Annotated in this window: 18 protein-coding genes; 8 read left to right on the forward strand and 10 right to left on the reverse strand. The window is 56.5% G+C overall.

The features are described 5' to 3' along the window. Nucleotides 1–21 precede the first annotated feature (21 nt). The gene (locus N2601_RS24210) at nucleotides 22–252 is read right to left on the reverse strand and encodes a hypothetical protein (protein WP_104826856.1); all 231 of its coding nucleotides are present in this window, start codon (nucleotides 250–252) and stop codon (nucleotides 22–24) included. Nucleotides 253–385: 133 nt separating this feature from the next. Beyond that, nucleotides 386–703 carry a DUF982 domain-containing protein gene (locus N2601_RS24215; protein ID WP_104826857.1) on the reverse strand — a complete coding sequence of 106 codons (318 nt, stop codon included), beginning with the start codon at nucleotides 701–703 and terminating at the stop codon, nucleotides 386–388. 225 nt (nucleotides 704–928) lie between these two features. Here N2601_RS24215 and N2601_RS24220 point away from each other — a divergent pair, with 225 nt between their 5' ends. Further along, nucleotides 929–1,681, forward strand: coding sequence for a YoaK family protein (locus tag N2601_RS24220; protein WP_104826858.1), 753 nt, complete (start codon nucleotides 929–931; stop codon nucleotides 1,679–1,681). Between the two features lie 191 nt (nucleotides 1,682–1,872). Here the strand turns inward: N2601_RS24220 and N2601_RS24225 are convergent, their stop codons facing one another. The 3 genes from N2601_RS24225 to N2601_RS24235 all read right to left on the reverse strand — a co-directional run bounded on the left by N2601_RS24225 (nucleotide 1,873) and on the right by N2601_RS24235 (nucleotide 3,661). Further along, complete coding sequence (locus tag N2601_RS24225; protein WP_104826859.1) at nucleotides 1,873–2,532, reverse strand: peroxiredoxin; 660 nt, start codon at nucleotides 2,530–2,532, stop codon at nucleotides 1,873–1,875. Between the two features lie 113 nt (nucleotides 2,533–2,645). After that, a complete protein-coding gene (locus tag N2601_RS24230; RefSeq protein ID WP_260305174.1) occupies nucleotides 2,646–3,230 on the reverse strand; it encodes an RBBP9/YdeN family alpha/beta hydrolase in 585 nt (194 codons plus the stop codon). Nucleotides 3,231–3,415: 185 nt separating this feature from the next. Further along, the gene (locus N2601_RS24235) at nucleotides 3,416–3,661 is read right to left on the reverse strand and encodes a hypothetical protein (RefSeq protein ID WP_245464188.1); all 246 of its coding nucleotides are present in this window, start codon (nucleotides 3,659–3,661) and stop codon (nucleotides 3,416–3,418) included. A gap of 605 nt (nucleotides 3,662–4,266) precedes the next feature. Between N2601_RS24235 and N2601_RS24240 the strand changes: the two genes are divergently transcribed. Together N2601_RS24240 and N2601_RS24245 are read left to right on the forward strand one after the other, a co-directional pair. After that, nucleotides 4,267–5,076: a mechanosensitive ion channel family protein gene (locus tag N2601_RS24240; protein ID WP_260305175.1), complete on the forward strand. Its 810-nt coding sequence runs from the start codon at nucleotides 4,267–4,269 to the stop codon at nucleotides 5,074–5,076. 130 nt (nucleotides 5,077–5,206) lie between these two features. Beyond that, nucleotides 5,207–5,548, forward strand: coding sequence for a DUF2934 domain-containing protein (locus N2601_RS24245; RefSeq protein WP_260305176.1), 342 nt, complete (start codon nucleotides 5,207–5,209; stop codon nucleotides 5,546–5,548). A 199-nt stretch (nucleotides 5,549–5,747) separates the two neighbouring features. On the opposite strand, the gene N2601_RS24250 is transcribed toward N2601_RS24245, so the two are convergent. Continuing rightward, complete coding sequence (locus tag N2601_RS24250) at nucleotides 5,748–6,026, reverse strand: hypothetical protein (protein ID WP_260305177.1); 279 nt, start codon at nucleotides 6,024–6,026, stop codon at nucleotides 5,748–5,750. Between the two features lie 245 nt (nucleotides 6,027–6,271). Here N2601_RS24250 and N2601_RS24255 point away from each other — a divergent pair, with 245 nt between their 5' ends. The 3 genes from N2601_RS24255 to N2601_RS24265 all read left to right on the forward strand — a co-directional run bounded on the left by N2601_RS24255 (nucleotide 6,272) and on the right by N2601_RS24265 (nucleotide 7,747). Further along, entirely contained in the window at nucleotides 6,272–6,796 is a 525-nt protein-coding gene (locus N2601_RS24255) for a hypothetical protein (RefSeq protein ID WP_260305178.1), read from the forward strand. Nucleotides 6,797–6,961: 165 nt separating this feature from the next. Next, a complete protein-coding gene (locus N2601_RS24260; RefSeq protein WP_028750291.1) occupies nucleotides 6,962–7,126 on the forward strand; it encodes a DUF1328 domain-containing protein in 165 nt (54 codons plus the stop codon). A gap of 414 nt (nucleotides 7,127–7,540) precedes the next feature. After that, complete coding sequence (locus N2601_RS24265; RefSeq protein WP_104826865.1) at nucleotides 7,541–7,747, forward strand: CsbD family protein; 207 nt, start codon at nucleotides 7,541–7,543, stop codon at nucleotides 7,745–7,747. 172 nt (nucleotides 7,748–7,919) lie between these two features. Here the strand turns inward: N2601_RS24265 and N2601_RS24270 are convergent, their stop codons facing one another. The 3 genes from N2601_RS24270 to N2601_RS24280 all read right to left on the reverse strand — a co-directional run bounded on the left by N2601_RS24270 (nucleotide 7,920) and on the right by N2601_RS24280 (nucleotide 9,708). Further along, the gene (locus N2601_RS24270; protein WP_104826866.1) at nucleotides 7,920–8,183 is read right to left on the reverse strand and encodes a hypothetical protein; all 264 of its coding nucleotides are present in this window, start codon (nucleotides 8,181–8,183) and stop codon (nucleotides 7,920–7,922) included. A 37-nt stretch (nucleotides 8,184–8,220) separates the two neighbouring features. Continuing rightward, nucleotides 8,221–8,886: an acyl-homoserine-lactone synthase gene (locus N2601_RS24275; protein WP_104826867.1), complete on the reverse strand. Its 666-nt coding sequence runs from the start codon at nucleotides 8,884–8,886 to the stop codon at nucleotides 8,221–8,223. 78 nt (nucleotides 8,887–8,964) lie between these two features. Further along, nucleotides 8,965–9,708, reverse strand: a complete 744-nt coding sequence (locus N2601_RS24280; protein ID WP_260305179.1) for a LuxR family transcriptional regulator — start codon at nucleotides 9,706–9,708, stop codon at nucleotides 8,965–8,967. A 124-nt stretch (nucleotides 9,709–9,832) separates the two neighbouring features. Between N2601_RS24280 and N2601_RS24285 the strand changes: the two genes are divergently transcribed. After that, on the forward strand, nucleotides 9,833–10,042 hold the full coding sequence (locus tag N2601_RS24285) for a hypothetical protein (protein WP_260305180.1): 210 nt from the start codon (nucleotides 9,833–9,835) through the stop codon (nucleotides 10,040–10,042). A gap of 502 nt (nucleotides 10,043–10,544) precedes the next feature. After that, on the forward strand, nucleotides 10,545–11,609 hold the full coding sequence (gene fba, locus N2601_RS24290; protein ID WP_104826870.1) for a class II fructose-bisphosphate aldolase: 1,065 nt from the start codon (nucleotides 10,545–10,547) through the stop codon (nucleotides 11,607–11,609). 118 nt (nucleotides 11,610–11,727) lie between these two features. On the opposite strand, the gene N2601_RS24295 is transcribed toward fba, so the two are convergent. After that, nucleotides 11,728–12,639, reverse strand: coding sequence for a LysR family transcriptional regulator (locus N2601_RS24295; protein WP_260305181.1), 912 nt, complete (start codon nucleotides 12,637–12,639; stop codon nucleotides 11,728–11,730). Nucleotides 12,640–12,728: the final 89 nt, after the last annotated feature.

Raw genomic sequence — 12,728 nt, forward strand, 5'->3', positions numbered from 1 at the left:
TGCCGTGAACGTGAGCTGCTTCTACATCGCCGGTACAAATTTCCAAAACACGCCCTCAGAGCGTTCCGGATAATATTTGAATTCGCACTCGAAGCGCCGGCCATAGGCTTCGGCATTGTCGAGGGCCGCCTTGCTCACCGGGTTCATGCCGGTCCCCGGGGCAAACCAATCTTCAAGCAAGTCTTCGGGCACATAGGCACCGATCCGGAGCGGCAGCTTCGTCAGCACGTCATTCATCTCTTCGGGAGGCATTGTCTTCTCCAACCTGTAACGTTGATGATATCGGACATCGCCAACCGGAGAGATTTGCTCCGTTCGTTGGGCGTTTAACGGTGATACCTGTACCCGCTGCTCAGAACTCCGCCCTCAGGCGGAGCCATCTGCCTCAAATCCTGGTGGAGCGCATTGGCCGCGAAGGTCCGGAAGCCAGTTGCGGCATCGCCTTGCGAGGCGAAATGACCGCCGGCATATCTGCCTCCAGGCACGCTGCGAGAAACGCCTCACGTGCGACGATCGAGGGGATCACGCCATTCAACGCTCCGTGGCATGACTTGATTGCGCGATCATACCGCTTTCCGTGTCGGAGTGGCCATTCATTTTCGAGGAAATCCAAAGCATCGTATGCGCCGGAGAAACTCCGCTCCAAACCGCATTGCAACCGGATGCTGACGGACCGTATCCAGGGAACGTTGTTGTTCAACATTTTCTTCCTCCAGTCGAATGCCGTCCCAATCGCTCTGAGCTATGAATATTGCCCAGTCCCCTTCATCTTCAAGGGAGCGCCGACGGCATTTGGAGATGCGGCGGCCCTAACCCAAGCGCGCCCGGCAGAGTCCAGCACGATCGAAACCGCCGCTTGTAAAGACTCGGCGCCTGTGGGTAAGCTGAGAGCGTTCACACATGCCGTCACGCCAATAGCTCTCAACATATGCTCGTAAGACAGGGTTCTCATCGTAACGAAAAGATCGATCGCGGCCTTGCGGCTTCGCTTGCCGCCATCGCCGGCGCCTTGAACGCATCGGCTTTCTATGCCGTCGGCTTCTTCTCCGCCAATATGACGGGCAACGTCTCCACGCTTTCCGATGATCTGGCGATTGGCCAGTGGCTCTCCGCCCTGTTCTATGGCGGGATCGTGGTGGCGTTCATACTTGGCGCGGCAGTCTCGACGCTGATCATCAACGAAGGCCGCCGTCGTAACGTCTATGCCATTTACGCCTATAGCATCCTGACCGAAGCGGGACTGCTTGCCCTCCTCGGCTGCGCGGATCTCTGGCTGCTGGCCATCTGGCGTGTGCCGGTTCTCGTTCTCGGCCTTGCGTTCCTGATGGGCGTGCAAAATGCCGTCGTCACCCGCATCTCCGATGCCCGCGTGCGCACCACACATGTCTCAGGCATGGCCACCGATCTCGGAATCGAACTCGGGATCGCCTTCGACATTCTATGCGGACGCGAGCCCAAGACCGAGGCGCGGCACAATCTGACCAAGCTCCGGCTGCATCTCTACACCATTGCCGCTTTCCTGATCGGCGGCATTCTGGGCGTCGTCATATATCGCGCCGTCGGCGGCTACCTTCTCATTCTGGCCGCAGCGTTGTTGACGATGATTGCGCTGGATGCAATTCGGCGGGCGAAATCGACCCTCTCTGCTCCTGGCACCTTTCCATCTGACATAAATCGGTGAGCCCGCGAGGCACCCGGAAAGCTAAATTCGGCTTTCCGCACACGCCGCTATCGTGAAAATCATTCAAGAACAGCGAAATACAAGAATTTTCTGTTGTTAAACAAGAACATTAAATAGGGAGCGAATTGCCGATCCCTCGACGGAATGGGAACGCGGCTCAGATCGAGCCGACGTTCCCGGATGCGGGCCGCTTAGGCCGAGGGCTGCTTCGTCTTGCGAAGATAGGGCAGAACCGTATCGAACGAGCCAAAGCGTGTGATAGCGTCCTCGTTGGAAACGGCGGCCGTGATGATGACATCTTCGCCCTGCTGCCAGTTCGCCGGCGTGGCGACCTGATGCTTCGCCGTCAATTGAATGGAATCGATAGCACGCAGGATTTCGTTGAAGTTGCGGCCGGTCGTCATCGGATAGGTGAGGATCAGCTTGATCTTCTTGTCGGGGCCGATGACGAAGACTGAGCGCACGGTGGCGTTGTCGGCGGGCGTGCGGCCCTCCGAGCTTTCACCCGCGCCGGCAGGCAGCATGTCATAGAGCTTGGCGACGTTGAGGTCCTTATCGCCGATCAGCGGATAGTCGACATCGAAGCCGGTCGCCGTCTTGATGTCGCCCTTCCACTTGCTGTGGCTCTCGACCGGATCGACGGAAATGCCGATGATCTTGACGCCGCGCTTGGCAAAATCCTGCTCAAGGCCCGCCATTGCTCCGAGCTCGGTCGTGCAGACCGGCGTGAAGTTCTTGGGATGCGAGAACAGCACTGCCCAGCCATTGCCAATCCAGTCGTGGAATTGGATCGGCCCGCGGGTGGTCTCGGCGGTAAAGTCGGGTGCGATATCATTGATACGCAGGCTCATGGTGGATCCTCCAAATAGGGGCTCGTCGTCTCTTGCAAATTTTTGGCGGCGAACGTTGGGTTAAAATCTAATCGCAGGATGCCGCCTAATGCATCCGAAGAAAAGTCCTCCTTTTAGGCGGTCGCGGCAGTCACGGACATAGACCTTCGGGGTCTCCAGTGTTTAGCCCGCGCCTTCAGCATCTCCAACAAGCCGTATCCGCTCGGCCAGCGCCCGAAGCCGCTCGCGACATTGATATGGCCCGCAAGGCCGATATTCCGGATATCGGAATTCCAGAGGTGCCCGAACATCGTAAGGCGGTCAAGCGTCATGTATATGTCGTTCAGACTGCCGATCGTCATGCTGGGAAAAGGCAAGGCCTCGGTGGGCATGGCTCCGAAAGAAATATGTCCCGCATGCAGCGCCTCGGTTGCCGGAAGATCGCAAGGCGCAACGAGCAGCGCGCCTTTGACGTGTCGCGCCGCCGTCCGGCCCGCCAGCCGCGCTGCCAGGAGGCAGCCGAGGCTGTGGGCAACGATGTAGGCTTCTCCTGCCTCTTCAAGCGCTGCCTCAAGCCTCGCCATCCAATCGCAAAAGTTCGGGTGATCCCAATCGTCCTGATCCACCAGGCGCCCGTCCGGCTGATCCTGCAGCCAGTAACGCTGCCAATGCCCTTCCCCCGATCCGAACAGACCCGGCAAGATCAGCACTCTGCTCATCGCATGTCCATGATTATGCTTTGAGGCATCAGAATACGCCCGCCACAAACGCGAACAGAAACAGGAAGGACGAAATAACGGAGAAAACTTCGATACCATGAACAAGATGGGATCGAATGTCGCTCGGAAACCGGTTCGCAACCGGTCGTCGCAGATCGAAGGCTAATGCCATAGCGGGTTTCCTCTCAATACCAGGGCGCCGGCGTGGAGCACCAATAATAGAGCTCGTAATCGCGCGCCGATGGATCGTGGCTTTCACCCGACGTGATCGTTCTTTCGACAGATGTCCTCAGAGCGCCAGGCTTGCCCGACTGGTGAGGTGCAAGACGGCGGAAAACTATCTTCAAGCGGCTGATGAAATCGAATTTCATGCGATCCTCCATCTCGTTGATCTCGTCACGCAGAACCAAGCCGTCTGCCCTATCGGTCATCCAAGACCGCTTACCAATATTCTCTATAAGAATAGTAGATAAAAGGAACGAGCATCTTTCCTTGCTACGAAAGGAGGAAATCTGTTCTCGAATTGCGCCACCTCGAGTAGCCGTCCGATGCAGGGCTTCGACGTCCCACCGCGCGGTTGATTGGACCAACCATCGGTACCCCGATTGAACCGAACGCGCTAATACCTATTAGCGACTATTTGGATGCCCCGGCATGTGGCAAGTATTCTGCGGAATTCGGGGCGGTGCTGAGTCGAAGAATTTCGTGCAGCCACAAAGCGGAAAGATGAGTGCTTTGCGGCGGACTGAATGAAGAGAACTCGCCGCTATCCGCCAGAGGGCAGCGAGTTCTTTTCATGTTCCATGCCCCTCATGCCATACATCGAGCGACAGCCGGAAGACCTTGATCCTCCAAGTAGAAATAAGCTTGCCAGCGCGCCCATGAAGGAGCGGCGTTTCGTGCATCGCCGTCCTCGATACCGCTCAGGGCTAAGCTTCGCCTCGACAGAAACCGTAACGTCTCGGTTGAAAACGGGGGCAACGAACTATTTCAGACCCAATCAAAATCGACACTATCTTGGAAGGATGCTTTTCCGATGGAAAATCAGCCGGTCAATCTTATTCTCGCCGCCCGCGCCGCCTTCAGCCAAGCAGCGGCACTGATTGTACAATATAGCTTCTCCATCCTAGGCGCCGTCATTCTTCTCGTCGCCGGCTGGATTCTGTCCGGCGTTTTAAGCCGGTGGTCCTATGAAGGTCTGTCGAGAATACATGGGATCGATGAGACACTTGCGCGCTTTTTCGAAAACCTGCTGCACTACAGCATTCTCATTTTTGTCTTTGTCGCAGTACTGGCGCAATTCGGCATCCAGACCGCATCGATCGTTGCTGCTCTGGGCGCTGCAGGCTTGGCGATCGGCTTGGCGCTGCAAGGCACGCTTCAAAACATTGCAGCCGGCATCATGCTTCTGGTGCTGAGGCCGCTGCGCGTCGGTGAGTATATCGAGACTGCCAACGTCGAAGGACGCATTCTCGAAATAGGCTTGTTCGCCACCGAGATGAAGACGGCCGACGGCCTCTACCTGATGGCTCCAAATTCCACGCTCTGGAATACACCGATCAAAAATCATAGCCGCGAGGTCAGCCGGCGCCAGCAACTATCGGTGGCTGTCGGCAACGATGTCGATATCGACATCGTGACGCAGGCGATCCTCGAACTCGTCAGATCGGACGAACGAGTGCAAAAGGATCCGCCGTCCAGCGTTTATTCGGACGATCTTACCGCCGATAAGACGGTCCTGATGATCGAATACTGGGCGAAAACGAGGGAATGGTCGGAGACGCGCCACGCCATGATCGAGCGGCTGAGACGAGGCCTTGCCGCCAAAGGCATCTTGCTCAAGTAGATCGCGGAGCGCGTTTGCCGCCAGTCGACGACCTGCCGTCGCAGAAATTTGCGGTGAACGAGCAAAAGGCAAGCGTGGGCACGGAACATACTCTCCTTACGTCGATTTGATAGGCAAAAGGAGATGACCGATGGCAGACAACGCACCCATCAATTCACCAGCAGCCGATCAATCAAAAGCGGCGGAACCGGCAACAAGAGACCTTGAAAAGGAAATCAGAGAGCGGGCTTACGCCATCTGGGAGAACGAAGGCAGACCGGAAGGTCGAGCCGTCGAGCACTGGGAACGTGCAGAAAGACAGATCAGCGGCGAGTTCCATCTCGATAAGATCGAGATCGAGGGCGACGACGTGCCGAAACTTGATGCATTACGGGAAGCCGCCCGCAAACATACCGACGCATTTCTGGTAAAAAGCGATCTGGAAGAAGCGGATAAACGGACGGCTGCGCCGGGGACGCAAGAGCAGCCTTAGGACGACGGCACCGCAACATTCACCTATAGCTCGACCGCAGCTTCGTGACTGGCCGATGGAGTTCTATATCGACGCACGGCCTCGTGCGAACGCCCCGTTTGCGGTAGACAGGAATGGCATAATCTGCCGCAAACTCTTTCGGCCCGGCGGCTGCAGCTCTCCGGTTCTCCTCAGGCATGTCTCGGAGATCAGGCATTCTTCAGGATGATTTGCCGACTGCCTCTGCATATTCGGCAAATGTCCTGGATTTCCCCAAATCAGCGTCCTCGTTGGCAAGCAGCAGAAGGCGAATGGGAAAGAGCATGGCCTTTCGATTGGCTTCTGAAAGGCCGCGGGCCTCGCCATTGACGCCCTGCTGTGCTCGTTCCAACGCCTGCTGCATCTCGCTGCGAGAAACGATGCCGCTGTCGACGAGAAGGGCATTGATTGAAGCGACTGCGGTGAGGAGACCTTCGAGTTGGAGGTTGGCAGTGTTCACAGTTTGACTCCTTCGCCGATGAATTCCACTGGAGCGGTCGCCCCATTGAACGCGATAGCTATGTCGGTGAATTGCATGATGTCCTCCGATGAGAGATGGCTGTAAACGGCAGACTGTTCATCAAGTTCCGGCCGTCAGCGGTGCCTTCGGTGACAGCCATTTATTGCTTATCACTAATCTTGCCACGATGATGACGGAATTGCGTGGTGTTCCCTTCTCCTCCGGCAAATGGGACGACTTACGCAATGGAATGGATCAATCGTTACATCGATCAGCCACTGCTCGATGGCGCAGCCAACTGGCTTCGAGCCTGGCATATTTATTCCGGTCAACCTCCAGAGCGGCTCGAGCCGACTTGGCACCTTGCCGTACTCCTGTTTCTTTTCATTGCCGCTGAACACTTTCTACACGGCTCGGGATTCCTCGTCAGCGCTGCAGCCCTCATCATGCTGGCACTTCCTTCCGTTTGGAAGCTCTATTTGTCGATGAGAAAAGCCGACACATATGGCCGGCGGGAATATGCGCGCCTTAGGACACATGCCTTCGCAAGACGGGAAACAGAATGGTCAGTGAGAATGACTGTGTTGTTCATGTCCGCCAGCCTTCCGTTTTTCGCCGGCTCCGGCGATTCCGTGGGCGCGTATTTTTTGTTCGGCGCAAGTATTTGGTTCGTTCTGACGGCGCCTGTCAAATTCTACCTTCAGGCGGCGGAACCGCCGGAGCCCAATGAGGGCGACAGATCATTCCAGCATGCCGTCGGATTTGGATAGCCAACAAATAGTTGCTCCCGCCCCGGTCGCCGCCGGCGTCCATCTGTGGTTTGAACGATCGATGCGATAGCCATGCTCGAAAGGTTAGATTGGCGCGGGCATGACCTTTCGGAACTAATACCGAAGCGCTCCGTTATCTCCTACATCAATCGAAAGGAGACCACGATGCTTTACTATGCTCTCGTGTTTTTGGTTGTGGCAGTGATTGCCGGTGTTCTCGGATTCGGGGGCATTGCAGGCGCCTCTGCTTCGATCGCACAGTTTCTATTCTTCATCTTCCTGGTTTTGTTTATCGTCTCGCTGGTCATGCGGGTCGTGCGGCGACCATAGAACCAAGAAAGAAGCGGTCAAACAATGGCTCGGCTGGGGAACTACGCCTTTTGTACAACGTCTAGGTCTTTAGCCGGGCTTTCAGAAAATACCCTGGAACTTTCCCAGATTATCGTGGTTTGAACGCGGGTGGCAGGGGGGCGCCACTGGGTATCGCATGAACCAAGCGGCGATGCCCTGGCCCGTCGCGTGCTTGCCCAGCTTCGCGGCGGGCCTAAATATCTGCGGGCTTCCGATGATCGTTCTGTACGTCACTTGACCCTACTGGGATGGGGTTGCGGCCCATCCTGGCCGATCTCTCGTAAGTCTATTTAGCCTGTCATTTTCGCTCCTCGTCGCAGGCCTTTTTCCCGAACAAAGACAGCCAAGCAGCGTTATCTCCCCATGAGCAACCGAGATAGCGAGGAGAAAATCATGGACTGGAATAGAGTCGAAGGAAACTGGAAGCAGGTTAAAGGCAAGGTAAAGGAGCAGTGGGGTAAGCTCACGGACGACGACCTCGATCAAATCGACGGCCGCCTGGATCAGCTCGAAGGCAAAATCCAGGAACGCTATGGTTTGGAAAGAGATCGCGCGCGGCGCGACATTGATAGCTGGTATAACAGGCAGACCTGGCACTAACAGGTCGTATTAGCCAATTGCCCCGCGCCGCGGGGCATTTTTTTGATTCCCGGCACCGAGTCGGATGCCACCCTTCAAAGCCGCAACGACGCTCTGGACGAAGATCAGGTCGACGAAGGCGCCGACCCGACCCAATGGAAATCATTGAATGTCCCCGCCCAGGTTTCGTCATTCAAGGATGAGGTAGGACGAGCAGGTTCTCTCTGCCGTTCCTCATCGCGATCCGTGCTTTTTCGCGAACGAGTCCTCCGAGATCGATATCGGGGTCACGTTCCGGGTCCAGACCATCCCAGTCCAATGCCACCTGCAGCAGTGCCATGTTCGTCAGGTGGACAAGGTTGCGAAGCTGTAGCGCTTCGGCCGCCTCCTTCGCCGTGGAAATCAGCCTGAACATTCTGACAAATTCACGCACTCTCAGACTATCGTCTTCGGGCATGAGCACCTCCTAATTCGAAACACGAAGGTCACGTTTCTTACGCCGCGATCTCCAACAGTCGGGTCGTAACGGATCGGATCGGCTTCGGGCGAACATAAAGGGGAGCCGAGACTTTGAGCATACGCCGCATGTTTGCGAGCACACGCTGCGAGACCTCGAACGCACCGCAGCAAACAGGATATTTTCCATATCCGTCGCAGCGGCCGAGTTCCTCAACTTCGGCACCTGCCCGCTTGTACACGCGCTTGAGATAGGGTTCATAGTTGGAAATCATAGTGTGGATGCCATGATCGAGCGCGCATTCGCAAAGCGCGAGCAACAACAGGCTGAATGCCCGGCCTGCATCGATGTCGGGAAACTCGCTCGCAATGGCAGCTTCATCGATGCACATGCGCGTTCCTTCCCAAATCCCCGGGGCAACGAGGTCCGTTGCGGCCGGAAACGTGTCTCTGAAGACGTCGTAAAGAAGCGTCGGCCCTGTCGTCGGCATGAGCCGTATCCCGCCGTAGAACCGCATGCGGCGCTCATCGCACCAAACAAGATAGGCGGGGCCGAGCGCATCATAGCTGTCGCGCTCGTAAGGTCCGATGACGTTTACGTCCCAGCCGAGCGTATCTGCGAAGATTGTCTTACGAAGGCGGAACATCTGATCGAGGATGTTCGCATATTTATGATATTCATGAGCCTGAATAACTATGAACATTTTCGCCTCCAACAGTTGCTGTCGTAAGGCGAGAATGGGCCGGAAAACCGCTATCGGAAATCCCGCAAATGGAGCCCCTCATTTGAGGGGATTGGTCAGGGGCGTGATGATGCGAAGCTGGACGGCTTTGGTGGTGGCAGCCGAGAGGGTGGCGCAGCCCAGCTTGAACCGCGCCGTCTTCAGATAATCGCGTGTCGTATGTTCGGAAATGTCGAGGATCAGCGCGATGTCCTTATAGTCCTTGCCAAGCGCTGTCCAATGCAGGCACTCGATTTCCCTTGGGCTCAAGGATGGCACCGGATCATGTTCGCCATAAAGTTCCAAGACGGCTTTGCCGTGGATGAGATGTGCAAGTTCCGTCCATTCCTCTCGGCAACTGACGACCAATTCCTGCCACTTATCGGCCGGCAAGCCTGAATTGATGGAAAGCAGCGACCGGCGTCTGGCCTTGTCGGCAACCGGAATGGAATAACCGTTGCCGCCGAGACCATGTTTCTGCGCGTCGACCAATAGTGCATAGGCCTCCGGTGTCGGCTCCACCTCGCTCCAGTCGAACGGAAGTTGACGGAGAAAGCCTTCCCTAACGACGGGATCGATCTTGACGTAGCCGCTGAGAAGATATCGGGAAACCCAGGCGTCCGGATAGGTGGTACGCACAAATGGCGCGTCGATCGTATCCATGATGGTCTGCGCAAGATGGTAAGTCACGTAGTCGACGTGATATGCCGCCTGCAGAGACCGAATGGCGCTGTCGACATTCGGCGCCGCTTTGATCTCATTGAAGGCGTGCTCGAATCTTGGGCTGTCGGAAGTTCCCCGCATGATGCACCACCTCGCTTCAATACCATCTTACCGCGAGATTGCTTCCACAAACAAGGGGATCCCCACATATGAGGGGAATGACGTTAGGAAAGGCGGTCGTATATCCTCACGTTAGGAGAGCGAGATGGGCCAATCGGACGAAGCCGAGGAGGCGGTGAACCAAGCCGCCACTGGATTAAAAACGAGCTGGCACGATATGGCCGGCTCGGAAGCGTTGATACGGGCGCTGATTGCCGAACGCAGCCAACGAACAAGCGAAGCGTTGTTTTGGATTAGGGTCTATCGTGCTCTGTCCCCCGAGACGATCGATCCAATCCCTTCTTTTTTTCGATGAAAATCGCGTTCCGGTCAGAATTGCGAGCGGCACACCTGCCTCTCATGCCATTCACAGGTCCTCGGCCTGCCTGTAACAGCCACCGGATGGCGAGCCGATAATCCCATCACATGAAAATTGAAGCGATCCTCTCAACCTGTGATGCATAGGTTGAATGCCTCGTCTCGAAAAAACACCTGAAAAGACATAATAATCAAATCACCGACAAGATTGCTTGAAGCATAAAGAGATGCCCCGCTTAACAAAGCGACGGCGGAATTTCCCGCGATTTCCTGCGACTTTAAGCAAAACGTCACAAGCCATGTGATCTTGTTAGTTTATGCTGTTATGAATTTTGATGGAATGCTATGAGGCCTTCCACGAAGTTTTCGGGAGGTTCCAGCTATCTTCGATCTCGCATCCGGCTACGACCTGTAGCCAATCTCCGGTGCAATCGAAATGACATCCCGATAAGTATCAAAATGATCGCAGTCGCTCACAATGGCAAAGGGAGAGAGCTTGAATGGCACGCATCACGTTGAGGCAGTTGCTCGATGACGCAGCAGAACATGGCTATGGCGTACCCGCTTTCAATATCAACAATATGGAGCAGGCGCTCGCCATCATGGAGGCTGCCGACGCTGTCAATGCGCCCGTCATCATGCAGGCATCACGCGGCGCCAGAGCCTATGCCAACGACATCATGCTGAAGCACATGATGGACGCGGTCGTCGAGATCTACCCGCATATTCCGGTCTGTGTGCATCTTGACCATGGCAACGATCCCTCGAGCTGTATGACGGCGATTCAGGCCGGCTTCACCTCGGTCATGATGGACGGTTCGCTGAAGGCAGACGCCAAGACGCCGGCCGATTGGGATTACAATGTCGGCGTGACGAAGACGGTCACCGACATGGCGCATCTCGGTGGCATTTCTGTCGAGGGTGAGCTTGGCGTGCTGGGCTCGCTGGAAACCGGCATGGGCGAGGCCGAAGATGGTCATGGTGCCGAAGGCAAGCTGTCGCATGATCAGCTTCTCACCAATCCTGACGAGGCGGTCAAGTTCGTTCGCGAGACCAAGGTCGATGCGCTTGCCATCGCCATGGGTACTTCGCACGGCGCCTATAAGTTCACGCGAAAGCCCGATGGTTCGGTGCTGGCAATGAACGTGATCGAGGAAATCCATCGCAAGCTGCCCAATACGCACCTCGTCATGCACGGCTCTTCCTCGGTTCCGGCCGAACTGCAGGAGATCATCAACAAGTATGGCGGCCAGATGAAGCCAACCTGGGGCGTGCCGGTCGAAGAGATTCAGCGCGGCATTAAAAACGGTGTGCGCAAGATCAACATCGACACCGATGGCCGCATGGCGATGACCGGCCAGATTCGCCGCGTATTGCAGGAAGACCCGAGCGAATTCGATCCGCGCAAATATATGAAGCCCGCCATGGCGGCGCTGACGAAGCTTTGCAAGGAGCGGTTCGAGCAGTTCGGAACGGCCGGTCACGCCGTTCGCATTCAACCGCTTTCTGTCGCCGAAATGGCCAAACGCTACAAGTCCGGCTCGCTCGACCCGGTCTTTTCGTAAAAGCTGATGTCGGGCGATAGACCGACTCCGGCACAAACGTAAAATGTCGATCCACAAAGCCTGCCGGGGATGGCAGGCTTTGTGGACACTCTCTTCCAGATATGCGAACGGCCGCTCCTCAGGCCGAAGCGCCGACGCCATTGCTGCCGGCTCCGAGACCGACGATCCACTCCGTCAGAAGCCGCACCGCCTCCCCGCGCTGCGGCGCCGTGGGAGAAACGAGGAAGAAGGCTTCCTTGGGATAATAGGCAGTCTCGCCAAACACCACGAGCCTCCCCTCGCGAACGAGATCTCCCGCATTCGACTCCCATCCGAGCAGGACGCCCTGCCCCGACAAGACGGCCTGGGTTGCCTGAACATAGTTGGTGAAGTAGCGGCCCAGCGCCCGATTTTCGGGCAATCCATTGAGACTGAGATAATCCTTCCAAGTGAGCCAGCTATTGTCGTCGCTTCTGACATGCAGCAAGGTCGCGGTCGACAGGCCGCCTTCGGCTTCGATCCGTTTAGCAACGAGCGGACTGCAGACGGGAACGACCCTTTCGTCAAAGAGCTTAACGCTTCGACCGTCCGTCCATCTGCCCGTGCCGTAGCGAATGACAAGGTCCACGCCGGGCTGGAACTCCGGCGCGCCGGCGGTCGTCAGCACGTTCACGGCGATGTTCTGGTGCTCACTGTAGAAATCCGCCAGCCGCGGCATGAGCCAATAGGTCGCGGTGCCAACGCTGCAGGCGACGGTGACAGATTGTTCGGCAGCATTCTGAAGCGAGCGTAACTGCACGAAGGCCTCCGCAATGCGCCCAAGCCCCTCCGAAACGCCAGCCTGTAGAATCCTGCCCGCTTCCGTGAGTGTTGCCGGGCGCTTGCTCCGGTCAAGCAGGCGTGTGCCGACGTAGTCTTCCAGGGTCTTGAGCGCTTGGCTCACGGCCGGTTGCGTAACATTCAGGTCCGACGCAGCCTTCTGGACGCTGCCTGTCCGTAGTACGGTCTCGAAGACCGTCAGCAATCGAAGGGGTGGAAGACGAGCGCCCAATATAATCCCTACATTATACTAGATGTATTTTTTCCAGTATTCAGATTAGCGCCTACCCTCTCTATTGTCCACAAACAAGGGCCTTTTGA

Origin of the sequence: Rhizobium sp. CB3060 (genome assembly GCF_025200735.1) — a bacterium.
In the GTDB taxonomy this organism is placed as follows: Bacteria; Pseudomonadota; Alphaproteobacteria; order Rhizobiales; family Rhizobiaceae; genus Rhizobium.

What these genes read in the sequence shown, in the direction of transcription:
- N2601_RS24210 (WP_104826856.1), bottom strand. Translation starts at nt 252, where the DNA reads ATGCCTCCCGAAGAGATGAATGACGTGCTGACGAAGCTGCCGCTCCGG.
- N2601_RS24215 (WP_104826857.1), bottom strand. Translation starts at nt 703, where the DNA reads ATGTTGAACAACAACGTTCCCTGGATACGGTCCGTCAGCATCCGGTTG.
- N2601_RS24220 (WP_104826858.1), top strand. Translation starts at nt 929, where the DNA reads ATGCTCGTAAGACAGGGTTCTCATCGTAACGAAAAGATCGATCGCGGC.
- N2601_RS24225 (WP_104826859.1), bottom strand. Translation starts at nt 2,532, where the DNA reads ATGAGCCTGCGTATCAATGATATCGCACCCGACTTTACCGCCGAGACC.
- N2601_RS24230 (WP_260305174.1), bottom strand. Translation starts at nt 3,230, where the DNA reads ATGAGCAGAGTGCTGATCTTGCCGGGTCTGTTCGGATCGGGGGAAGGG.
- N2601_RS24235 (WP_245464188.1), bottom strand. Translation starts at nt 3,661, where the DNA reads ATGACCGATAGGGCAGACGGCTTGGTTCTGCGTGACGAGATCAACGAG.
- N2601_RS24240 (WP_260305175.1), top strand. Translation starts at nt 4,267, where the DNA reads ATGGAAAATCAGCCGGTCAATCTTATTCTCGCCGCCCGCGCCGCCTTC.
- N2601_RS24245 (WP_260305176.1), top strand. Translation starts at nt 5,207, where the DNA reads ATGGCAGACAACGCACCCATCAATTCACCAGCAGCCGATCAATCAAAA.
- N2601_RS24255 (WP_260305178.1), top strand. Translation starts at nt 6,272, where the DNA reads ATGGAATGGATCAATCGTTACATCGATCAGCCACTGCTCGATGGCGCA.
- N2601_RS24260 (WP_028750291.1), top strand. Translation starts at nt 6,962, where the DNA reads ATGCTTTACTATGCTCTCGTGTTTTTGGTTGTGGCAGTGATTGCCGGT.
- N2601_RS24265 (WP_104826865.1), top strand. Translation starts at nt 7,541, where the DNA reads ATGGACTGGAATAGAGTCGAAGGAAACTGGAAGCAGGTTAAAGGCAAG.
- N2601_RS24270 (WP_104826866.1), bottom strand. Translation starts at nt 8,183, where the DNA reads ATGCCCGAAGACGATAGTCTGAGAGTGCGTGAATTTGTCAGAATGTTC.
- N2601_RS24275 (WP_104826867.1), bottom strand. Translation starts at nt 8,886, where the DNA reads ATGTTCATAGTTATTCAGGCTCATGAATATCATAAATATGCGAACATC.
- N2601_RS24280 (WP_260305179.1), bottom strand. Translation starts at nt 9,708, where the DNA reads ATGCGGGGAACTTCCGACAGCCCAAGATTCGAGCACGCCTTCAATGAG.
- N2601_RS24285 (WP_260305180.1), top strand. Translation starts at nt 9,833, where the DNA reads ATGGGCCAATCGGACGAAGCCGAGGAGGCGGTGAACCAAGCCGCCACT.
- fba (WP_104826870.1), top strand. Translation starts at nt 10,545, where the DNA reads ATGGCACGCATCACGTTGAGGCAGTTGCTCGATGACGCAGCAGAACAT.